Origin of the sequence: Pseudoalteromonas luteoviolacea (genome assembly GCF_021654285.1) — a bacterium.
GTDB lineage: Bacteria > Pseudomonadota > Gammaproteobacteria > Enterobacterales > Alteromonadaceae > Pseudoalteromonas > Pseudoalteromonas luteoviolacea_J.
In genome coordinates, this window is sequence record NZ_JAKFZS010000016.1 from 54830 (window position 1) to 75157 (window position 20328).

The window sequence follows — 20328 nt, forward strand, 5'->3', positions numbered from 1 at the left end:
GTTTATCTCAGCGCTAAGAAGGCTGTGGGGCGCAGCCGAATAGCTAAGGTGGTCAATTTATTAATAGGTGGTGGGTGAATATTCAACGATAAACCAGTAGCAAAGTAATACACAAGAAGCTGCGCTGAGCGCGATATTAAAGCGCTTTTCTTGCTGAGAATTGCCTTGTGAGTTTGGATTGCTGGGTTTGGCAAATAAATAGTTGCAGATAAAAGCAAATAGCAAAAACAAAGCGACTTGTAACCAACCAAAAGAAAACAGCAGGCCAGATATTATCAGGCTGGCACTCATCCCTGCTGCTGCAAAGAACTTGGCGGGTTTTGGCACAATTTGATGTTTTTGCCAGTTACTTAATATATGGCCGAATTTGGGGTGCGTTAAAAGCCAGTGCTCCAGTCGAGCAGATGATTTTGAAAAACACCAAAGCGCAATGATCAAAAAAACCGTGGTGGGCATAATAGGTAAAATCGCGCCAATCAATGCGAGTCCAAGTGAAATAATGCCACCGAACAGGTAGGCATATTTCACTACGTTGTGATGTATGTTACGCGACATGCGCATTTTCTGATTGCGCATAACTTAGCTCTACCAGCTCATTGGCAAATTTAAATGCGGCTTGCGCGCCTTCAAGCATGGCATGTTCTTGTGATTCGCTCAGTGGCGCATCTTCAATGCCTTGCATAAATTGACGCCAATGTGAGCCTCGGTTTGAACCCGCTAAAAACCGAGCACCAAACTCACCATTTAAGCCGAGCTTTTCAGCTTCTTTGGCTAATAGGGCAGCACCAAGCTTTGAGCCTTCAATCACGTATAGCCAACCTAAACTCTCGAATAGAGGTGCATCAAGTTGAGAGAGTGTTGTTAAAGGTTGAGGCTGTGTCATGCCTAAATCTTGAAAGTCTTGTATCAGTTGTTTGCACCGATCTCTGTCTTGTAGATCTGGGATTATTTGGGCAATCTGCGGATTGTTATATAGCACAGTAACGTAATTCATTAAGTAATACTGATAGCGCAAAAACAGGCCGTAATTTGCTTTGCTTTGGAATGGTGATTGCGCCATGATTTTTTTATCTAGTTGATCATGGACACTGGATGTGGATGCTCTCAGTTTGCTCATTCTTGGGTAGTTAGTAGATCGTAAGTTACTCATTTTCTTTCAATTGAATTCATCATATAAATAAGAACGCATGAGTCGTTGAAACCCATAAAGAGATGTATAAAAAAATTGTAACTATATGATTTTTATGACCTAGCTATTTAATAGATAATTGGGAAGACAAGTCAAAACGGCTGTGAAAACTTACGAATGAGTTTTATGTATTACGGCGATTTTCAGCACATTTCAATCAAATTTCAATACTTTACGATCAATTTGCCGAAAAATAATAGCCATTTAGTTTGGCAACCTCTATATCTCAATCAGGAACAACAATGTAAACAACATGTAAAGGTTGAAATATGAAAAAAAAGTATTTGAGCGCTATCTCGTTAGCTGTTGGATTGATATCCAGTCAGGCTTATGCTGCTGATTGCAGCGCCGTAAATACCTATCCAGATTGGCCACAAAAGAACTGGCAAGGGCAACCAAGCCATGCCAATACCGGGGATAAACTGGTTCACAATAATACGCTTTATCAAGCTAAATGGTGGACTAGCTCTGAGCCAGGTACGGGGTCCGCGTGGCAATATTTGGGTCGCTGTGACACTGGCGTCCATATTACGCCGGTTGAAAAATACGGCCGCTTGCAAGTATGTGGCACGGGTTTGTGCAGTGAAACCAACCAGCGCATACAATTGCGTGGCATGAGCAGCCACGGGTTACAGTGGCATGGCTTGGGCAAATGTCTGACTGACAAAAGCTTAGATGTGCTGAGTTATGATTGGCAGGCTGATGTACTGCGATTGAGTTTATATGTGCAAGAGGGCGGGTATGAGACTGATCCAGTTGGTTTTACCAATCAAATGCATACGCTTATTGAGATGGCGAGTGCGCGCGGGCTTTATGTCTTGGTGGATTGGCATCAACTCGACCCCGGTGACCCTAATTATAATGTTGAAGCCGCCAAAACATTTTTCACTGATATAGTGACAAAACACAAGCATCGCAATAACCTCATTTATGATATTGCCAACGAGCCCAATGGCGTGCCTTGGTCTGCAGTGCGTCACTACGCCGAGCAAGTTATCCCTGTGATCCGTAATATCCAACCTAATGCTTTAATCATGGTTGGTACACATGGTTGGTCAACGTTTGGGGCCTCTATGTCAGATGGCGATTTGCAGGATGTAATCGATGATCCGGTCCCGTTTGATAACATCATGTATACCTTCCACTTTTATGCTGCCGCACACACGGATTATCACCGTAATATGCTGGATAGAGCGTCAGATATTTTCCCTGTGTTTGTCAGTGAGTTTGGTACTCAGCATTACACTGGGGGTGGTGCAAATGACTTTGTGAGTTCACAGAAATACATTGATTTGATGGCGAGAAAAAAGATCAGTTGGACAAACTGGAATTACTCAGACGACCCACTCAGTGGTGCGGCGTTTAAGGTAGGGAGTTGTGCGTCGCAAAACTTTGCTGACTCTGAACTTAAAGAAGCGGGTGCATGGATCAAAACAAAAATATTAGAAGGACGTTAATTGTCGAGAAAGATGGTTGAGCAGTAGTAAAAGAGTGTGAATACGCTCTTTTACGACTTTTTTTTGGTAACTGTTCACGCGGTTAAATCCTAGAGTATCGCATTCAAATTATTGCTATATATGCACTTTTATACCTTTTATCGGTATTTGGGGGTTTCATAATTAACCCATTTATTTTCATTTAGATAAGCGTGAGAAATAAATAATTTTGCAATTGAGTGAGCTGTACTATAGTTTACTTCGTAAAAAAAATGTTTAAGAAAAATAGTGGTGCAGTGATGTTACAAGCAATTGCTCGATTGGTTTCTAGCCATATGACAACCGTTGTATTACTACCATGTTTACTCTTAGGCGCAGTGATTTTTTACGATGTATCCATGTCGGCTAAACGGATGAACGACGCCTATGATGCAGAGTACAATGCGTTTTTGAGCCATATGGTATTAAGTGTTATCCATGAGACGCAAAAAGAGCGCGGAGCCTCAGCGGGCTTTATCGGCTCTAAAGGTGCTAAGTTTAAAGATAATTTGCGCCAGCAGCGTACTCAAACAGATAGATTGATTGCTACGCTTAAACAGGAAAAACAGCAGTGGGGCCTGATCCCTGACATGGCCAAAGAGCTGGCTGAGTTTGAACGCATGTTTGGCAATTTGTCGCAAATTCGCAGTCGTGTAGATGCTCTGTCTATTTCACTTCCTGAAGCACTGAAATTTTACACTGATATCAATCTTAAAGCATTGCATATGGTGATCACCGCATCGCGGCTGAGTAACGATCACACCATCGCCACTGAATTGGTGGCCATCTACAACTTTTCTAGTGCTAAAGAGTCCGCGGGGATTGAGCGCGCCGTATTATCTAATGTATTGAGCCGAGACGGTTTTACGCCAGCACTGAAAACCAAACATGTTGCACTGATGACTAAGCAAGACGTGTACCTTGAAGAAGCGCTAGAGGCCTCGCCGGCAGAAATGAAACGCATCTTAGAGCAGGCACTCAGTGGCAATGCCTTTCGAGAAGTGGCCCGTTATCGCAGTGGAGTTGAAAGTAAAAATGATAATTTTGGACTGGATGCGGAGAGTTGGTTTAAAGCGGCTACAGATCATATTAACGCCCTGAAAGAAGCTGAAGAACAAGCGCTCAGCTTGGTGGATGAAACGGCCATCGAAATTCAGCAGCACGCGGTGTGGGTGCTGGTTATAGAGCTAATAATTTTAGTTGTCGGCTTGGCGATCACGGCGGCACTATTTTTTGCGATACGGCTGCGCCGCCGCCAGTCAGCAAAAATTGCCGAAGGCATAAACATTGCCATGCTAAATAAAAACCTTGGGCATGAGATTGGCGTCATTTCTAAAGATGAGCTGGGTAAGTCTGCTAATAATATCAATAAATTAACCCGCCAATTTGAAGATGATTTGATTGAGTTTGCTCGGGTGTCTTCCAGCATTGCAAATGCCTCTCAAGAAACGGCAACGGCGATCCAGCAAAGCCAAGAAAATTTAGTGAGTCAGCAATCTGGTATTCAAACGATTGCGTCTGCTTCTGAGCAGATGAGCGCCAATATTCAAGTGATTGCCAATTCTATGAACGAAAATGCGGCGGCTGCAAAAACGGTAACCCAAGAGTCATTGCAAGGTCAGCAAGTGGTGGCTGATGCAGTGCAAGTGATCCAGCAAGCCTCAGATGATATGGCGCGCTCTGCACAGTCGGTGGATGCACTCAATGAGCGTGTAGGTAGCATTTCTTCCATGGTTGAAATGATCAAAAGCATTGCGGAACAGACCAATTTACTGGCATTGAATGCCGCCATTGAAGCAGCCCGTGCGGGTGAGCAAGGGCGTGGTTTTGCCGTGGTGGCTGATGAAGTGCGAAGCCTTGCCAGTCGCACACAAAAATCAACAGAAGAAATTTCAGCCTTGGTGAGCGAGTTACAAACCAGCTCCTCGGAGGCGTCTGATGTGATCACTCAAGGTAAAGAAAATGCGTTGGAAGCAGCGCGGCGCGCTGAAGAAATTAAACGGGCGCTTGAGCAAATAGTTGAACAGGCTCAACAAGTTGAATTGGTGACCGAGTCTGTATCGAGTAATACTCAGCAGCAAAGCAACGCCATTGATGAAGTGAGCAAAAATATTAATGGCATATTCCAAAAAGCCACGGAAAATGTCAGTGGCGCTGAGCAAATTAATGTTGCCGCCACAGACATTGCCAGAGCCGCACAAATGATGGATAAATTAATAGCTGAATACACGGTGAGTCAGTCAGTGCGCTAATCTTATGCAGGCATGCTAGCTAGGTATGCCTGTTGTCATGTTGATCTGGGATGACAAATTTGGCGTATCAAACAGCAAACTAATTTAAAACTTTATTTATGCAGCACACACTAACTCCAAAAAAGTTGCTCCACAGTAAGTGGACGTCAGTGAGTCCAGCGCTCAAAGAAAAGCACTTTATGGTCACGTCAGTCGAGATTGATGAAGATGGCAAAGTGATAGAGTGTATTATTGAAGCCTTGATGACGAAACGTGAAATTGCCATTAATTGGCGCGTGCTCAAAGACCCTAAAGTTTGGAAAATGGGCTGGAAGTAGGCCTAAGCTAAGTTTCCTTTTTTCGGTAGGCACTGGGTGTCATGCTGGTGTGTTTTTTAAAGGCGGTATAAAAAGCAGACTTAGAATTAAAACCGACCGACATGGCCACATCCAATATGGTTTTATCACTGTGTATGAGGCTCTGTTTTGCTGCATCGACACGGTGCTGATTTACAAAATCGAAAAAGCGGATATCTAGCGTTTCATTCAAGGTTTGAGAAATGTAGTGACTCGGTGCATGAATGTGCGCTGCGAGCTTTGGCAGTGATAAAGCAGCGTCTAGATAGAGCTTATCACTGTGCATTGCATGCTGTAGTTTTGTGGCAATTCTTTGCGCTTGCTGGGTGTCTAAAGCAGAGCGCTGATACTTTTCTTCACTGCTTAATGACGGCTCGTCCGTCGGCGTTTGATTGGGCACAGAGGTGCTCTCAAGGTGATAGCACTCGGCAAAACCAGGCTTTTGTCTTAATCCCCACAGAGACAAGCTATATACAAGCAGTAATAGTAAAGTGGCATGTAGATAAGGGCTAAGCTGAATTGGACTTAGCAGGTTATCGAGTACTAAGTTCGTTGCGATGAATAGCCACACGCCGCCGACAGAAGCTAATAACCAGACCAGCCAGTGCAGCTCTTTTTGCTCGGTAGATGCAAACACATCTTTGAGCCTGATATGGTAATCACGCAGCAGACTGAGGATTTTGTAAAAGTACCAAGCTGATTGCATCACCCAACCGAGCACGCAGACAAACGTCATGATCAGTAAGCCATAGATGATTATTTGAAGCAGGTTGGGGGCGTGTGCAATGACGGTGAGCTCATCATTCACTAAAATCCCATGTTGATAGCGTGCAGGCAAACACAGGGCAATGAGGGCAATGATGCTGCCAACACATGCGGGGATCAAATGCCTCATATCATGATGTGAGAGTTGCCAAGGGGTACTACTGGTCAATGCTTGCGCGTATAGCCATAAACTTGGCGCGATCAGTAACAAGGCGGGTAAGGACGTAATGAGGTTGATAATTTGCCACTCGATTGGCAGTAATATTTTGCTGATGGGCAGCATGGCAATCAGTCCAATGGCGAGCAAACAGACTGCCAAAGGCCAATAAATTTGATAAGTACGCACCCGCAAAATCAGTTGGTGTGCACTAAAGATAATGACACATAATGTGGCCACATTGAGGGCAAATAGACTGGGTTGTTCTACAATCATCTGTCTGACCGAGACCTTATTGTAAAAATAAAAATAAGTATACAAAACAGAATGCTAAATAAGTTTCAAACCATAATGAGCGCCAAGTTGTTTTGCTGATTTTGTCCTCCCCAATCAGCTAGGACGACCTCTTTTTAATCATCTTACATAATCATCACATCCTTCACCAGATGAATTAAGTGAGTAAATAATGACTAGCAACAATCAACCCGTCGCATTTAATTGGCAAGTGGTAAGTGGCCTGCTTTTAATCATGGCGATCCCCGGTATACCCGCCATCATCATTATTGCGTTAGTGCTGTTAGGTCAAACTGATGTTTTAGGTATGGCTGATGTCATAAACCCTCAGTACTTAACTGCGCCTGCAGCGATATTAACCCATGCGATGGCGGGCATAACATTCTTTTTAACCATGCCTTGGCAGTTTTCGCCTCGTCTTCGTATTCGCTACCCGCGCTGGCACAAGATTGCTGGATGCATCGCGGTGATAGCTGGTTGCACTATGGCGTTATCTGGAATTTGGCTACATCTCGTGTTGTCTCCAAATGAGTTAGGCGGGCGCTTTATCTCGTTGGTTGTGATGAGTATCGCAATTGTAGGGGCGTTTTCAGTGGCAGTTTGGCAGATAGTGCGCGGTCACGTGACAGAGCATAAAAAGTGGATGATGCGTGCGGTGGCGATAAGTTTAGCAGCCATTACACCGCTATTTATTGGCATGATAGTGCATTTGGTGTTGGGTCATTGGCAAGGGACATTTGCGCCTCTACTCACGCTTTACCATGATTATGACAGATTGGTCGCCATGTTGATTAACCTAGTCGTGGTTGAGTGGTTAAGTAAAAAGCCTCTAAAAGCGGGCGAGCCAAACAGATCTGCCATGTCAGCGCCATTGTGTGAAAAATAAAGGGGCTGTGTTTGAAAAAAGCGTTTGCGCGTGGTTTGATATTCATTATCAATTTATTTTTGAAACTGATTTAAAAATATGCACTATTATCAATATTTGTTGGGTGTATTAAAGTGAACCGCAGACATGATTGACACAGTTAAAGGGCAAAGAGGAGCACAATGAGCAAAACCATTTTAATTACCGGATCGACAGATGGTATTGGCAAAGCCAGTGCAATTACCTTGCTGATGCAAGGGCATCGTGTGTTATTACATGGTCGTAATCAAGACAAGTTAGATGCATTGTGTGAGGAGCTATCAACGCGCTTTGGTTGTGAACGTGTGGCAGGTTATTGTGCGGATCTGTCTGTGATGGCTGAAGTCACTTCGCTGGCAAAGGCCGTCACTGAAGATAATGCCCAGTTAGATGTATTGATCAACAATGCAGGCGTGTTTAAAACCACACAAACGTTGACCAGTGATGGCTATGATGTGCGCTTTATGGTCAATACCATCGCCCCTTATATTTTGACTAAAGCGTTGCTCGCCATTGTGCCAAAACAAGGGCGTATTATTAACTTATCATCTGCTGCTCAGTCGCCGTTTGAGGCGAGCGAGTTATTGACTCCCAGCAACCTATCGTCGGGGGCTGTGTATGCAAAAAGTAAATTAGCACTGACCATGTGGTCGATGTGTTTAGGCGCACAATTAAAAGCGAGTGGACCGTGTATGGTGGCAGTGAACCCCAAGTCTTTTTTAGGCAGTAAAATGGTCCAAGAAGCTTATGGCATGCAAGGCAGTAGTGTGCAGTTGGGCGCGGATATTTTAGTTGAAGCGGCTCTGGGTGAGCGTTTTGCTGACGCTGGCGGGCTGTATTTTGACAATGACATTAATCAATTTAGCCCACCTCATCAAAGCGCCATGGATCAAAGCTTGATGGCCGACTTAATGGAGACTTTGGCGCAGTTACAGCAACAAGCGAAGCCAGCTTAATCCCAGTAGGGCACATCTCCGATATAGGCTTTGAGATAGTCAATAAATACACGCACTTTGGGGGCCAGCATGCGAGAACTTGGATAAACGGCCCACAGTGCGGTGTCATTGACAAGGGGCGCCTCTTTTAACACTTGCACCAACTTGCCTTCTTGCAGTGCTTGATAGGCACACCACATTGAGCACAGTGTGATCCCCATACCGCGTATGCACGCATCCCGAATGGCTTCGCCATTGTCTATTTGCAGTCCACTGATGGGCTTAAACTTGATGTGCTCTGTTGCACCTTCAAAGACCCAGTGATCTATGCCGGTTAGATTAATCAGGGGATAAGCGCTTAACTGTTCAACTGAGTTGGGCATACCGTGCTTGGCGATATACTCAGGGGATGCACATAAAATACGGGTATCGCTGGCAAGCTTACTGGCTATCAAGGAAGAGTCACTCAGTGCCGCATTGCGAATAGCCACATCGAAACCCCCTTCAACCATATCAACAATACTGTCGCTCAAACGAAGATCTATTTTCAGCTCTGGGTAGCGCTGTGTGAATTCCACTAACGCGGGCACGATGTGCATGCGCCCAAATGAGGCCGGGGCGGTGATCCGCAATGTCCCTTGCGGTGTGTGGCTGCCTGCGCCGATGGCGGCTTTAGCGACTTCAACGCTCTCGAGTACAGACTCTGCATGGGGTAAAAAAGCTAACCCTTCTTCTGTTAAGGCCACTTTTCGGGTGGTGCGATAGAGCAGTTGTGTTTCCAGCGTCTCTTCTAATTTATTGATGTGGGCGCTGGCAACCGCTGCAGAGAGCCCCAGCTCTTTACCTGCTAGGCTAATGTTATGTGTGGCGGCGATACGGGTGAATAACTTTAAATGCGCAATGTTCATTATCAATAAAATCTAAAAACTGATTGTATTTATATCGATATTATCAAAAGTATAGTTAAAAAATATACTGTTTGTATTCACTGAACGAGGAATTTAATCATGAAAGCAATGGTCATCAATGAATTTGGCGGTACAGATGTATTTACACAAACAGAAGTGACAAAGCCGGAAGTCGGCACGGGACAGGTTCGCGTGAAGGTGATGGCGAGCAGTATCAACACGGTGGATATGATGATCCGTGAAATGGGGCCGGCGCTGCCACTCTCGCCCGCACTGCCTGCTATTTTAGGTATGGACTTTGCTGGTGTGATTGAGTCAATCGGTGAGGGCGTAGACGGTTATCGCGTTGGTGATGAGGTCTATGGTTGTGCAGGAGGCTTAGCTGATCTGCCAGGCGCACTGGCTGAATACATGATTGCCGACGCCAATTTAATTGCACACAAGCCGACCTCATTAAGTATGCGTGAAGCCGCAGCCCTGCCATTGGTCGGGATCACCGCATATGAAGGCTTGATTCGTGCAGGCGTTGCAGATGGTCAGCGCGTACTTGTACATGGTGGTGCAGGTGGTGTAGGTCATGTGGCGGTGCAGTTAGCGGCACATTTTGGTGCAGAGGTGTTTGCAACGGGTTCTAAGCCAGACCAATTGGATTTAATCACGCGTTTAGGTGCGACTCCCATTAACTATCAATCGGAATCGGTGGCGGATTATGTCACAACGCATACACAAGGGGCAGGTTTTGACTTGGTGTACGACTCGGTAGGTGGAGCAAACTTATTGAACTCATTTGAAGCGGCAGCACTGAACGGCCAGATTGCGACGACGGTGTCGTTGGCTGAAATTGATTTATCTGTGGCGCATTTTAAAGGGTTGTCATTGCATGTGGTCTTTATGCTTATTCCAATGCTGCATAATGTGAAGCGCGCTGAGCATCACCATATTTTGGCCAGTATGGCTGACATTGTCGATGCTGGTAAGCTTAAACCTGTGCTTGATGCTGCGGATTTGAGCTTTGCACAGGTTGGTGATGCCCATGCACGATTAGCCAGTGGCCAAGCGATGGGCAAGGTTGTGGTGAGTAACCTTTGGTAAAAAGAAATCGGCACTGGCTGTTGCAGCAATTAAAATAGGTGCAGATTTGATAATGTACCGCTATGATAAAATTATGTGTCTAAGCGTATGAGTTGTCAGTGTCTTTTTATTTATTATCGCTATTGTTGATGTTTGCGTTATTCGGTGTGGCATCGACTTATTTGTTGCGCTTTATGTATTGTTACTGGTTCAAAAAGCGCTTGGTGCTGTCTTATTTGGGGTCTGCGGGTTTGTGTGTTGTCTTGGTGGTGCCATTGTTACTGCTGAACCACTTCTTAGCAGGATAGGCAGTGATAGGGCTCACTGCCTATAAACTTATTTCAATACGATTGATTTGCAAGTACTGCTGATACACAGTGCTTGAATGGGTAGCACTGGTTCGCAAATTTCGCTAGCGATCTTATCTTTATTATCGGCTTGCTCAGCTAGGGTGACTGCTTTAGCCGCGCGTTCGACATCGTCTTCATTCACATTACGTGACGAGTACACTAGGTATCGGCTTGGCCCACCACAGGTTAGTCGCTCGCCAACTGCAATGACTTTGCATTGAAAGCTGGCATCACAGCCTTTATCTGCAATGACCTGTTCAAGCGAACTGTTGGAATGGTTCTGAGTAAGTTGTGCGCCTGTTTCGGTGGTTGCACAGCCCGTCAAAAGTATCATTGATAGACCAAAAACAATGCCGAGTTTACACTTCATCGATAGTCCCTAGTTGGTGATTTGTTCGTACCACCTAGTGTAACACAAGTATTTTCAACACATTGAGTTGTTGGCTGACGTAAATGCTCACAGATGCTGATCATGCCATGTTTGGCATTATATTGTGCTTCACTGTCAGTGAGTTTTTTAGCTAGCTCGTAAACTTTGTTTTGATCTGCGGTTTTGGTAGAGAATACCAAGTAACTTGAAGGCCCACCGCATGCGCGGCTACCCACAGGAATGGCAAGACATTGGCTATTACTGTCACAGCTTTTGTCTTTGGTAATGAAGTTTAAATACTTATGCTGATTTTGGATCCCAGCTTGTGAGATTTCATCTTCGTTGTAGTGAGCAATGGGCTCAGCTTTGGTGATCATTTTCGCCGGTGCTGGCTTACCAAGGCCAGTATCGTGACGCACTGCTGACTTAGTTTGTAGTTGTGCTGGTGCCAGTTGTTTTTTATTTTGCTTAACCGGTTGCTCAGCGACTTGTGATTGCGTTTGTTGTGAGTGGGTTGTTTCAGAGCCTGCTTTTGTACTGGAACACCCTGAAATAACCAATAGGCTAGCGAGCGTTAGCTTAAATGCGTTCATAATCTATCCTGTTTTTTTTTAACAGTGTGCCGTGCTTTGTGATGAGATACAAGAGCCGGCACGCTATGGGTTGAGCAACTTAATGGGTGAAAACTGTCCCAATTCAGTGAGCCATAGCTCGCCTGTATCATAGCTGAATAGTCTCAGGCGAGCGTGCATAAACCCAATATAAGATTAGAGCGCTTTTTGCTTACAGACCACCCTCAGTGAGTTTTTGTGGATCAAGCAGTGTTTTAAGCTCATCTTCACTCAGATCCGTATGCTCTGCGGCAACTTCAATAATGGGGCGCCCTTCTTTATAGGCTAGTTTTGCAATGGCAGCTGCTTTTTCGTAGCCGATCACCGGATTCAGTGCAGTCACTAAAATTGGGTTACGCGATAGTGCACGCTGAATGTTTTCTTCGTTGACTTTAAACGTTGCGATGGCTTTATCTGCGATTAGACGAGAGATGTTTGCCAACAACTCAATGCTTTGTAAGATGTTGTAGGCAATCACAGGCAGCATGACGTTAAGCTCAAAATTACCTGACTGACCACCGACTGTGATTGTGGCGTCGTTGCCGATCACCTGCGCACTGACCATGGCCGCTGCTTCTGGGATCACTGGGTTGACTTTGCCCGGCATAATTGAAGAGCCAGGTTGTAGTGCTTGTAGTTCAATCTCAGCTAAGCCTGCCAACGGGCCTGAGTTCATCCAGCGTAGGTCGTTGGCAATTTTCATGTTTGCGACAGCCAAAGTTTTCAACTGGCCAGAAAGCGCAACGATGGCATCTTGTGAGCCAATGTTGTAGAAGAAATTTGGACTTGGGTTAAAACGAATGCCCACGTTGCTGCTTAAATACGTATTAAATGATGCTGCAAATTGCTTATCAGCGTTAACGCCTGTTCCCACAGCGGTACCACCTTGGCCTAGCTGATACACTTTTTCTAGAGAAGACAAAATGCCTTCATATGCTGAGTCAATTTGCTGCTGCCAACTGCTGAGTGTTTGAGCAAACGTTACAGGCATCGCATCCATTAAGTGTGTACGACCTGTTTTTACATGGTGACCCACTTCTTTACTTTTTCTTTCAATGGTTTGTGATAAATGCTTAAGCGCTGGAAGCAGTTCATAGACCGCCGACGTTGCGCTACTGACGTGGATTGCCGTTGGGATCACATCATTCGAGCTTTGCCCCATGTTGACATCGTCATTGGGATGGATGTTTAAGCCACTTTGCTGGCTAGCAAGTGTCGCAATCACTTCATTGGCATTCATGTTTGAGCTGGTGCCAGAACCAGTTTGAAATACATCAACAGGGAATTGGTCTAGGTGAGCGCCATCAATGATTTGCTGACAGGCTGTTGCAATGGCTTTGGCTTTATCTTGATCAAGGTGACCTAACTGTGCATTGGCTTCTGCTGCAGCTTGCTTGATATAAGCAAGGGCACGAATAAAGCTGGTTGGCATGGTTAAGTCACTGACTGGGAAGTTGTTCACAGCACGCTGTGTTTGTGCTTGATACAGTGCTGTTTCTGGTACTTCTAAAGTGCCCATGCTATCAGATGCGGTGCGGTAAGTGGTCATACTGACTCCTAGTTAAAAGGATTAAATTCGTGACTGATGATCCTAGCTTCGCGCTCAAGGCGGTAAAAAGGCGCCATAGAACGGTGTTGTTTTTTATAAAAACGTTTTAGTGCTAGAAGCGGTTTATGAAGCTGCTCGAAACATTGTTGGCGAAAGCTCTGGTGAACGAGTGGATCGGCAATGTGATTGAGTAATTCAAAAAAGACACGACGTAAATAGAGTTCTTGTAACAATACGCAGGGTTTTTTTTCATACCACTTAGCCAGCTTAAATCCATCTTCGATAAAATTGGCCACATGTACAGGGGCCTCTAAGTAAGGGCGTTCACATTGTGTATCTAAGCGGGGTTGAAACTGACATAGAACTTGCGGTGTAACCATGACGTATTATATTTTAGTGTAACGATAATTATTATCATTACACTAAAATAGGAGATTGGCAACCCTTATGCGGATTGTAAATGATGGTGTTATTGTCAGTTATAACCCAAGATAAATTGTTCTGTGGTTTGATCTTTTTCTTGCTCTTTACTGCTGAGCAGATCAGCGACTTCTTGTTGATAGGTTTGCTTAGACTCAGCGGCCTCTTGCTCTGGGATATGGCCTAAGCTTTGATTGGGCATATGTGTCACTTTTGAGTACTTCATTTTTGGTATCTCCATACAGGGTTTTTGAACGGGTACACTAGGTACTTATAGTCAATACCTATGTTTTTTGCATACCATATACCAAAATTTTTTTATCTATATTTATCAGTACAGTAAATAGACATTGCGAATAACTCGTTGCAAAATGGGAATCACATTGCGCCAACTCGGCGCGTAAGTGGTCTATTTAGGTGCAAAATGACAAAGCCATACTCTCAAGCATGTGAAAATAATAAGGGGCCAATTTTAGCCCATTTAGCGCCCTTCATCGGTGCGGCGCAGAGTGTATTAGAAGTGGGCTCTGGGACTGGCCAGCATGCGGTGCACTTTGCCAAAGCACTCCCTCATGTGATCTGGCAAACCGCTGACTTGCCTTGCAACCATGAAGGGATTATCAGTTGGTGTGAAGAGGCTGCGCTGGATAATTTACGCCTTCCATTAGCGTTGGATTTAAACCTGCAATGGCCTGTGGCACAGGTGCCTGTGATTTATACGGCCAATACTTTGCACATCGTTTCTAAAGCGTTGGTCGAGCGCTTTTTTACCGGTGTTGAGCGTCACCTCGATACTGATGGTAAAGTGATAATTTATGGCCCTTTTAATTATCAAGGCGCATTTACGTCGCAAAGTAATGCCCAGTTTGATGCTTTTTTACAGTCTCGAGACCCAGACAGTGGGATCCGTGACATTGAATGGGTCATGGCCCTTGCGACAGCAGCAGGCCTTAAGCTAGTGGCTGATCATGCTATGCCAGCCAATAACCGACTACTGTGTTTTAAACGGCAGTAATGTTGTGCACTGGCGTGCATAATGGGTAATTTGGCTGCGCTCGGTATTGATAAAATCGCCTATCGCTTGGCTAAATAAAGGATGGCAGATGGTGTGATACGAGCGCGTAAACACCGGCTCAAACCCCCTTAGCAGTTTGTGCTCCCCTTGTGCGCCAGCGTCAAAACGCGCTAATTTATGCGTAATGGCATAGTCGATCCCTTGATAGTAGCAAAGCTCAAAGTGTAAATGTTCACTATTCTCTAATGCTCCCCAGTACCTGCCATATAATGTGTCTTTATCTTGAAGGTATAAGCTGGCAGCAATCAATTCCTGTGTATTGGATTGGTCGTGTTTTCGATAGGCACAGCAGAGCTTTACTTGCTCTGGAATGGCATTAAATAGCAGCTCAAAAAATGCGCGAGTTAAATAGCCATTGTGTCCGGAACGTTTACGATAGGTTTGACAGTAACATTGATAAAAAAGATCTATCATATTTTTATCAATGTGCGATGCATCAAGCCAGACAATGGATAGCTCTGAGCTTTTAACCTTGTCACGCTCTTTGTTTATCATTTTACGCTTACGCGCTTTCATTGTCGCTAAAAAGGCATCAAAATCCGCATAATCTTGATTATGCCAATGGAATTGCACACCATGGCGTTCGAGTAACGGCGCACTGGACCAAGCTTCCTCTTGGCGCGGGAAATTGACATGCCAGCCAGACCAAGCTTGTTGTGCCGCTTCGTCATCGAGAACAGATTGAATGAATTGATACAGCGTCTCTGTGGGGGTTTCACATAAAAGCCGCGCGCCGACTACCGGTGTAAACGGCACACCAGATAACCACTTGGGGTAGTAATCTAGGTTGTGTCGCTCATAGGCTTCTGCCCATGCCCAATCAAATACATATTCCCCGTATGAGTGACTTTTAATATATCCAGGCAAAATGGCGACTGGGTGCGCGGCGTCTTGCTGGTATATCACCAAGTGATAAGGCTGCCAGCCTGTTTCGCGTCTTACACTGCCACTGAGTTCAAGGGCTGATAACCACGCATAGCTGGTAAATAAACTATCACTTGCTAAACGCTGCCAATGCGATTGCTCTACGGCACTGATGCTGGTCACAAATTGATGACGATACGGCTTAATGGACATGATGATTTAAGAACTCACTAAGTTGTTTAACCAAACCTGCGTAGTCAGGATTAAAGGTAACTCTGGCAAGTGGCGTGTGTGCCGCTTTATTGGTGCTGTGGTGTTCGCCAAAGGTAATTTGCTGTGCAGATTTACATGCTTGGTAGGCGGCTTCATCGGCAAAATAGCTGCCGCAGTGGCGATACGCGCCCTGCTCGCCATAGTAGGGGTGATGTTGTGGTATCAGCAAACCAACGTGCGACATATCAATGACCTTGTCTAGTTTATCAATGCGTGTGAGTGCAATACGTTGGTCAAGCTTTATGGGATTATTTGCATAGAGTCGCAATGCCAAGGGGGCGCTGTGTGTTGTGGCCCATCGCGTGAGCAACTGCACTGTGGCTTGGCTGTCTATAGTCGCATCAACATCGCTCATTATGGTTAAGATGGGCAGATCTGTTGGTACGTCACTTTGCATCATATCCACCATGACATTATGTACTAAGGCCGCAGCGGCAAGGGGAAAAGACTCATACTTGGCAAAATCGAGATCGGCATCTTCATCCAGCCAATTCATCAGCGGTAGCCAATCAACCCACTGTGCCATCCAGCTGTTTTTGTTATGTGATTCTGTGGCCGGCGCAACCAATGCCAAGGCTTTGAGGTTGGATGGTGTGCGCCTTTCAATCTCCAGGGTCGCTAATGCCGCACCGGTCGAGAAGCCCATAACAGCAAAGTGCTTGAAATCTTTGCTGGTACGCTCAATGGCGTAACTGACATGACGCTGCCAATCGCGATTGGATACACGCCTTAAATCATCTGCTGCGGTACCATGGCCTGGTAACAGTAAGGTTCTGACATTAAAGCCCTGGCGATATAAGTCTTGTGCAATGACATTGAAAATATAAGGAGAGTCGGTTAAGCCGTGGATCAGTAAAATGCCTTTGTCTTGGTTGTGATGTAAAAGCTGATAAGGGGCGAGATGATCAATGACTTGAGTTTGCTTCTCTTGCACGGGCACAGGCACTGCAGCCGGCAGTGGACAGGGAAGCGTTGCCCGTTTGTTGCGTTTTAATATCAGGGCTCTGGTGGCATCGATATACTCAGCGTAAGCCATATTTTTTGTTAGCGTAATGGTGGCGGGACCTATGTTATTCGCATTACGGTATTCGCCTGTTTGTATGCCTTTTACGTATTGTTGATGATCTGTGGGCAGTGTTGTGCAGTCGTGTGCAGAGGCACTGACTGCCCACAGTGTTGAGATTAAGCCGATGAATTTTTTGAGCATATTTGAGCATAATGAGCCAGACATGCTCCTAGCTTATCGCGATCAAGGGGTTTTGCAAGATGGCTGTTAAATCCAATGGCCAAGGCATAAGCTTTATCTTCAGGCATGACATCTGCGGTGAGCGCCACAATGGGCAATGCTTTTTGATCGTATTGCTGGCGCAGTGTCGACGTGGCCTGATAGCCGTCTAATATCGGCATTTGGCAGTCCATCAGCACTAAGTCAAACTTGCCTTGTTGGACGGTCGCAATGGCTTGTTGACCATTTGCTACTAATTCATATGTTACGCCAAAAGAGTCCAACATGGATTTGATCACGATTTGATTGACAGGGTTGTCCTCTGCTACTAAAACGTGGAGTTTGGCAATCTGTGTTTCATCGAATTGCGGGCGTGAGACACTGGTTGCTTCACCAAATGGACAGCGGATAGCAAAGTGAAAGTGGCTGCCAACATCTACTTGGCTTTCGACATATAAGCTGCCACCCATTTTATCGGATAGCTCTTTGCTGATAGCTAAGCCCAGCCCCGTGCCACCAAAACGTCGTGAGGTGGAATCATCTGCCTGCACAAACGGTGAGAATATATGTTCGATTTGCCCGGTATCGATGCCTATGCCAGTGTCTGACACGCTGAATTGGACACGATAATCTGCATCGCTTTCTATCACTTCACAGTGCAAACTTACCTGACCATGCTGGGTAAATTTAATCGCGTTACTACACAAGTTGATCAACACTTGCTCTATTCTCAGCTCATCACCTTTAAGCCAAACGGCATGGTCAACGTTACTGTACAATCGCCAACTTAAGCCTTTTTCTTTGGCATTGGCAGAGAATAGGTTATTCATATGGGCGAGTAACTTTTGTAGGTCAAAATCATGCTGTTCTATGTGTAATTTATTCGATTCAATTTTGGTGATATCGAGAATATCGTTTACAAGGCCCAGCAGTGTCTTGGCGGACATGTTGATGTGCTCGATATATTTTTTAATGACATCGATGGAGTGTGAGGTTTGTGTCAAAGAGGCAAAGCCGATCACCGCATTGAGTGGCGTGCGGATTTCATGGCTCATATTGGCAAGAAAGCGACTCTTTGCTTGGTTTGCTTGCTGAGCATCCAGCAGGGCAACATTAAGCGATTCAGTGCGCTCTGCGACCAAGTGGTTGAGGGCGATATTTTGGTAATTGTAGAGCAACACGATAAAGCTGATGAGCGCACAAATACACAGCTGCAGGGTCAATAGCCAAATCGTTTGTTGATGGTTTAAGTGACTTATATAACTGTCCTTAATTGCCAAAGTTAAGCGCCATGTTTGGCCCGCAAAGCGAATTTGAGTACTGTAATGGGTATCAGCATGATAGGGTTTTTTGGCTGTATCATAGTTACTGAAAAAAGGTGTTTCACTGTTGCCATCATAAAAGGCGAGATCATAATTATTCGCCAATGTCATTTTGAGCACTGAGGTGAGCAAGACATCCGTTTGTACTACGCCAATGGCATAACCAACAATATCTGCATTGAGAGTTTGCTGCGTTGTGTCGTTTTGATGAAATACTGGCGAAAAAAGTACATAGGCAGGTTTGGCTGGCTGTGTTTGTACCAGCTTAACCACATTGGTCGCTCTGGGCTGGAGAATAATTTCAGGGTCTTCTAGAGCGGCTTTGCGATTGGCCCGAGAGTAAATATTAAAACCGAGCGAGGCAAAATTTTCTGCCTGCGGGGAGACGTATTTCACCACCACCATGGGATCACTACTATTGAGAGGAGGACCATGCAATAACACTTCCTTTCGGTACAATGCATCCAGCTCTGCTTGTAAGGTATGTGCGTCTGACTGTGTAATGCGTTGCCCCCAAGAAACAGCAAATAAAAATGGGTAGCGCTCTCTTTGCTGTTGGGCAATTTGCATAAACTTATCTTGGCTAAATTGCGGCTGAGACTGTAATTTAGCAGCGACACCTTGTACTGCAAGCATACTGAGATTGACATGTCTGAGTACGACATTTTCGATAATATCGACTTCGCGCTGTGCCTCTCTTTGCGCTGCTTTTAAGTTAGCCTGATTAGATAGATAGGTAGTTGCTGTGACTGACAGAAACAAGATTGCGCAGGTTGCCAACATGATGCGCTTGTGTTGGTAACCACGCGGTTTAAACACCGTTATATTCAGCAGCATGAGCAGTAAAGGGGTAAAAATCAAAATGCCAAGGCTGTCCCCTAGCCACCAAGCAATGACATTTTGCCAGTGCTGTGAAAAGGCATATTGCGGGTTAAACAGGCTTAAAGCGAGCATGCCTATATTGGCTGACGTGACATTGGCCAGTATACCAACCAACAACACATAGTAAGCGATGTTTTTTCTTGAGCGCATTAATAATGGGTCGCCAAGCCACAATCGCATTAAATATCCACCCACTAAGCCCTGTATTACAGCGCCTGAGGCAATAACCGTTACTTGGACAATATCGCTGTAGTGGTTGATATGGGTTTGCAGCCCAAAATAGGTGGTCCAATTAAATAGGACAGAAGCGAAAAATATTGCAGGTGCAAAGCGCCATCCCCATAAAAAACAGCCAACAAGGGCAATACCTGCTGGCAGCCAAATCGGGAGCACCTGATCTTCAAATGCGATGAGGGTGAAGAGTTTTCCAAAGCCAAAGTAGCTGAGTGCCAACCCGATATAGGCAAGCACATGATGCAATGACGAGCGGAATTGAATGTGCATAAACTAAATGCCTTTAAAACTCATAGTGGAACGCCGCGTTTGTTGAAGGTCTGCTTCAACACAATGGTTGATTCAACAGCTGCAATAAAATCTAAAGATGCGAGGCTGTGCTTAACAAAGTGTTCATAACTGGGTAAGTCCTCAGCAATGATCTCCAGTAAGTAGTCATGACTGCCAGATACCACAGAACAACTCCTGATTTGTTGCAGTGCATCAACGTGGTTTTCGAAACTTTCTGCCGCTTTGACCGAGTTTTTGGTTAGACGAATAAATGCATAAACAAGAACAGAGTAGCCGACAGCTGGAGGTGATATATCGGCATGATACCCCAAAATGACACCATCTTGTTGTAGTTTTTTAACTCGGCGTAAGCAAGGTGTATCGGATAGGCTGGCTTGCTCGGCAAGTGCCGCGTTACTCAGTCGCGCATTTTGCTGTAATGCGCTAAGTAAAATCCTATCTTTGTTATCAATGTCGGCCATATTAGTTAATTCTGCTACTTTTTTGTATTTAAAGTTGGTATTCCTCTAATAGAGTTTAACGATTAATAAATAATTGGCAAATATTGCTTCTGGTGTTTTGTTAGCCTGTTACTAAT

At 45.1% G+C, this 20328-nt stretch carries 21 protein-coding genes; 8 read left to right on the forward strand and 13 right to left on the reverse strand.

What is annotated here, in order from left to right; translation table 11 throughout:
- Window positions 1-60 precede the first annotated feature (60 nt).
- Together L1077_RS15880 and L1077_RS15885 are read right to left on the reverse strand one after the other, a co-directional pair.
- A complete protein-coding gene (locus tag L1077_RS15880) occupies window positions 61-576 on the reverse strand; it encodes a YbaN family protein (protein ID WP_237137879.1) in 516 nt (171 codons plus the stop codon).
- The gene (locus tag L1077_RS15885; RefSeq protein ID WP_237137881.1) at window positions 545-1150 is read right to left on the reverse strand and encodes a biliverdin-producing heme oxygenase; all 606 of its coding nucleotides are present in this window, start codon (window positions 1148-1150) and stop codon (window positions 545-547) included. Before L1077_RS15885 ends, L1077_RS15880 begins: the two co-directional genes overlap by 32 nt.
- A 308-nt stretch (window positions 1151-1458) precedes the next feature.
- Between L1077_RS15885 and L1077_RS15890 the strand changes: the two genes are divergently transcribed.
- From L1077_RS15890 to L1077_RS15900, 3 genes are all read left to right on the forward strand, one after another.
- On the forward strand, window positions 1459-2646 hold the full coding sequence (locus L1077_RS15890) for a cellulase family glycosylhydrolase (RefSeq protein WP_237137883.1): 1188 nt from the start codon (window positions 1459-1461) through the stop codon (window positions 2644-2646).
- 251 nt (window positions 2647-2897) lie between these two features.
- The gene (locus tag L1077_RS15895; protein WP_237137884.1) at window positions 2898-4916 is read left to right on the forward strand and encodes a methyl-accepting chemotaxis protein; all 2019 of its coding nucleotides are present in this window, start codon (window positions 2898-2900) and stop codon (window positions 4914-4916) included.
- Window positions 4917-5014: 98 nt separating this feature from the next.
- Window positions 5015-5233, forward strand: a complete 219-nt coding sequence (locus L1077_RS15900) for a TIGR02450 family Trp-rich protein (RefSeq protein WP_237137886.1) — start codon at window positions 5015-5017, stop codon at window positions 5231-5233.
- 7 nt (window positions 5234-5240) lie between these two features.
- Here the strand turns inward: L1077_RS15900 and L1077_RS15905 are convergent, their stop codons facing one another.
- Window positions 5241-6449: a helix-turn-helix transcriptional regulator gene (locus L1077_RS15905; RefSeq protein WP_237137889.1), complete on the reverse strand. Its 1209-nt coding sequence runs from the start codon at window positions 6447-6449 to the stop codon at window positions 5241-5243.
- A gap of 190 nt (window positions 6450-6639) precedes the next feature.
- Between L1077_RS15905 and L1077_RS15910 the strand changes: the two genes are divergently transcribed.
- On the forward strand, window positions 6640-7353 hold the full coding sequence (locus tag L1077_RS15910; protein ID WP_237137891.1) for a DUF2306 domain-containing protein: 714 nt from the start codon (window positions 6640-6642) through the stop codon (window positions 7351-7353).
- A gap of 161 nt (window positions 7354-7514) precedes the next feature.
- Window positions 7515-8327: an SDR family NAD(P)-dependent oxidoreductase gene (locus L1077_RS15915; protein ID WP_237137893.1), complete on the forward strand. Its 813-nt coding sequence runs from the start codon at window positions 7515-7517 to the stop codon at window positions 8325-8327.
- On the opposite strand, the gene L1077_RS15920 is transcribed toward L1077_RS15915, so the two are convergent.
- Complete coding sequence (locus tag L1077_RS15920; protein WP_237137895.1) at window positions 8324-9214, reverse strand: LysR family transcriptional regulator; 891 nt, start codon at window positions 9212-9214, stop codon at window positions 8324-8326. The genes L1077_RS15915 and L1077_RS15920 overlap by 4 nt on opposite strands.
- Window positions 9215-9313: 99 nt before the next feature.
- Here L1077_RS15920 and L1077_RS15925 point away from each other — a divergent pair, with 99 nt between their 5' ends.
- The gene (locus L1077_RS15925; protein ID WP_237137896.1) at window positions 9314-10306 is read left to right on the forward strand and encodes a zinc-dependent alcohol dehydrogenase family protein; all 993 of its coding nucleotides are present in this window, start codon (window positions 9314-9316) and stop codon (window positions 10304-10306) included.
- 98 nt (window positions 10307-10404) lie between these two features.
- Window positions 10405-10593 carry a hypothetical protein gene (locus tag L1077_RS15930; protein WP_063363356.1) on the forward strand — a complete coding sequence of 63 codons (189 nt, stop codon included), beginning with the start codon at window positions 10405-10407 and terminating at the stop codon, window positions 10591-10593.
- Between the two features lie 28 nt (window positions 10594-10621).
- Here L1077_RS15930 and L1077_RS15935 read toward each other — a convergent pair whose 3' ends face one another.
- From L1077_RS15935 to L1077_RS15955, 5 genes are all read right to left on the reverse strand, one after another.
- Window positions 10622-11005, reverse strand: coding sequence for a hypothetical protein (locus L1077_RS15935; RefSeq protein ID WP_237137898.1), 384 nt, complete (start codon window positions 11003-11005; stop codon window positions 10622-10624).
- A complete protein-coding gene (locus tag L1077_RS15940) occupies window positions 11002-11598 on the reverse strand; it encodes a hypothetical protein (RefSeq protein ID WP_237137900.1) in 597 nt (198 codons plus the stop codon). Before L1077_RS15940 ends, L1077_RS15935 begins: the two co-directional genes overlap by 4 nt.
- A gap of 190 nt (window positions 11599-11788) precedes the next feature.
- Complete coding sequence (locus L1077_RS15945; protein ID WP_237137902.1) at window positions 11789-13165, reverse strand: class II fumarate hydratase; 1377 nt, start codon at window positions 13163-13165, stop codon at window positions 11789-11791.
- Between the two features lie 8 nt (window positions 13166-13173).
- Window positions 13174-13545: a hypothetical protein gene (locus L1077_RS15950; RefSeq protein WP_063363359.1), complete on the reverse strand. Its 372-nt coding sequence runs from the start codon at window positions 13543-13545 to the stop codon at window positions 13174-13176.
- Between the two features lie 95 nt (window positions 13546-13640).
- A complete protein-coding gene (locus tag L1077_RS15955; protein ID WP_155731883.1) occupies window positions 13641-13811 on the reverse strand; it encodes a hypothetical protein in 171 nt (56 codons plus the stop codon).
- Between the two features lie 198 nt (window positions 13812-14009).
- Between L1077_RS15955 and L1077_RS15960 the strand changes: the two genes are divergently transcribed.
- Entirely contained in the window at window positions 14010-14600 is a 591-nt protein-coding gene (locus L1077_RS15960; protein ID WP_237137905.1) for a DUF938 domain-containing protein, read from the forward strand.
- Here L1077_RS15960 and L1077_RS15965 read toward each other — a convergent pair.
- The 4 genes from L1077_RS15965 to L1077_RS15980 are packed head-to-tail and all read right to left on the reverse strand — an operon-like array spanning window position 14577 to window position 20212.
- Window positions 14577-15737, reverse strand: coding sequence for a GNAT family N-acetyltransferase (locus L1077_RS15965; RefSeq protein ID WP_239033021.1), 1161 nt, complete (start codon window positions 15735-15737; stop codon window positions 14577-14579). The genes L1077_RS15960 and L1077_RS15965 overlap by 24 nt on opposite strands.
- Window positions 15727-17028, reverse strand: a complete 1302-nt coding sequence (locus L1077_RS15970) for an alpha/beta hydrolase (RefSeq protein WP_237137907.1) — start codon at window positions 17026-17028, stop codon at window positions 15727-15729. Before L1077_RS15970 ends, L1077_RS15965 begins: the two co-directional genes overlap by 11 nt.
- The gene (locus L1077_RS15975; protein ID WP_237137909.1) at window positions 16980-19730 is read right to left on the reverse strand and encodes an ATP-binding protein; all 2751 of its coding nucleotides are present in this window, start codon (window positions 19728-19730) and stop codon (window positions 16980-16982) included. The genes L1077_RS15970 and L1077_RS15975 overlap by 49 nt, the downstream gene beginning before the upstream one ends.
- A 20-nt stretch (window positions 19731-19750) precedes the next feature.
- Entirely contained in the window at window positions 19751-20212 is a 462-nt protein-coding gene (locus tag L1077_RS15980) for an Lrp/AsnC family transcriptional regulator (protein ID WP_063363363.1), read from the reverse strand.
- Window positions 20213-20328: the final 116 nt, after the last annotated feature.

What these genes read in the sequence shown, in the direction of transcription:
- L1077_RS15880 (WP_237137879.1), bottom strand. Translation starts at nt 576, where the DNA reads ATGCGCAATCAGAAAATGCGCATGTCGCGTAACATACATCACAACGTA.
- L1077_RS15885 (WP_237137881.1), bottom strand. Translation starts at nt 1,150, where the DNA reads ATGAGTAACTTACGATCTACTAACTACCCAAGAATGAGCAAACTGAGA.
- L1077_RS15890 (WP_237137883.1), top strand. Translation starts at nt 1,459, where the DNA reads ATGAAAAAAAAGTATTTGAGCGCTATCTCGTTAGCTGTTGGATTGATA.
- L1077_RS15895 (WP_237137884.1), top strand. Translation starts at nt 2,898, where the DNA reads ATGTTTAAGAAAAATAGTGGTGCAGTGATGTTACAAGCAATTGCTCGA.
- L1077_RS15900 (WP_237137886.1), top strand. Translation starts at nt 5,015, where the DNA reads ATGCAGCACACACTAACTCCAAAAAAGTTGCTCCACAGTAAGTGGACG.
- L1077_RS15905 (WP_237137889.1), bottom strand. Translation starts at nt 6,449, where the DNA reads ATGATTGTAGAACAACCCAGTCTATTTGCCCTCAATGTGGCCACATTA.
- L1077_RS15910 (WP_237137891.1), top strand. Translation starts at nt 6,640, where the DNA reads ATGACTAGCAACAATCAACCCGTCGCATTTAATTGGCAAGTGGTAAGT.
- L1077_RS15915 (WP_237137893.1), top strand. Translation starts at nt 7,515, where the DNA reads ATGAGCAAAACCATTTTAATTACCGGATCGACAGATGGTATTGGCAAA.
- L1077_RS15920 (WP_237137895.1), bottom strand. Translation starts at nt 9,214, where the DNA reads ATGAACATTGCGCATTTAAAGTTATTCACCCGTATCGCCGCCACACAT.
- L1077_RS15925 (WP_237137896.1), top strand. Translation starts at nt 9,314, where the DNA reads ATGAAAGCAATGGTCATCAATGAATTTGGCGGTACAGATGTATTTACA.
- L1077_RS15935 (WP_237137898.1), bottom strand. Translation starts at nt 11,005, where the DNA reads ATGAAGTGTAAACTCGGCATTGTTTTTGGTCTATCAATGATACTTTTG.
- L1077_RS15940 (WP_237137900.1), bottom strand. Translation starts at nt 11,598, where the DNA reads ATGAACGCATTTAAGCTAACGCTCGCTAGCCTATTGGTTATTTCAGGG.
- L1077_RS15945 (WP_237137902.1), bottom strand. Translation starts at nt 13,165, where the DNA reads ATGACCACTTACCGCACCGCATCTGATAGCATGGGCACTTTAGAAGTA.
- L1077_RS15950 (WP_063363359.1), bottom strand. Translation starts at nt 13,545, where the DNA reads ATGGTTACACCGCAAGTTCTATGTCAGTTTCAACCCCGCTTAGATACA.
- L1077_RS15955 (WP_155731883.1), bottom strand. Translation starts at nt 13,811, where the DNA reads ATGAAGTACTCAAAAGTGACACATATGCCCAATCAAAGCTTAGGCCAT.
- L1077_RS15960 (WP_237137905.1), top strand. Translation starts at nt 14,010, where the DNA reads ATGACAAAGCCATACTCTCAAGCATGTGAAAATAATAAGGGGCCAATT.
- L1077_RS15965 (WP_239033021.1), bottom strand. Translation starts at nt 15,737, where the DNA reads ATGTCCATTAAGCCGTATCGTCATCAATTTGTGACCAGCATCAGTGCC.
- L1077_RS15970 (WP_237137907.1), bottom strand. Translation starts at nt 17,028, where the DNA reads ATGTCTGGCTCATTATGCTCAAATATGCTCAAAAAATTCATCGGCTTA.
- L1077_RS15975 (WP_237137909.1), bottom strand. Translation starts at nt 19,730, where the DNA reads ATGCACATTCAATTCCGCTCGTCATTGCATCATGTGCTTGCCTATATC.
- L1077_RS15980 (WP_063363363.1), bottom strand. Translation starts at nt 20,212, where the DNA reads ATGGCCGACATTGATAACAAAGATAGGATTTTACTTAGCGCATTACAG.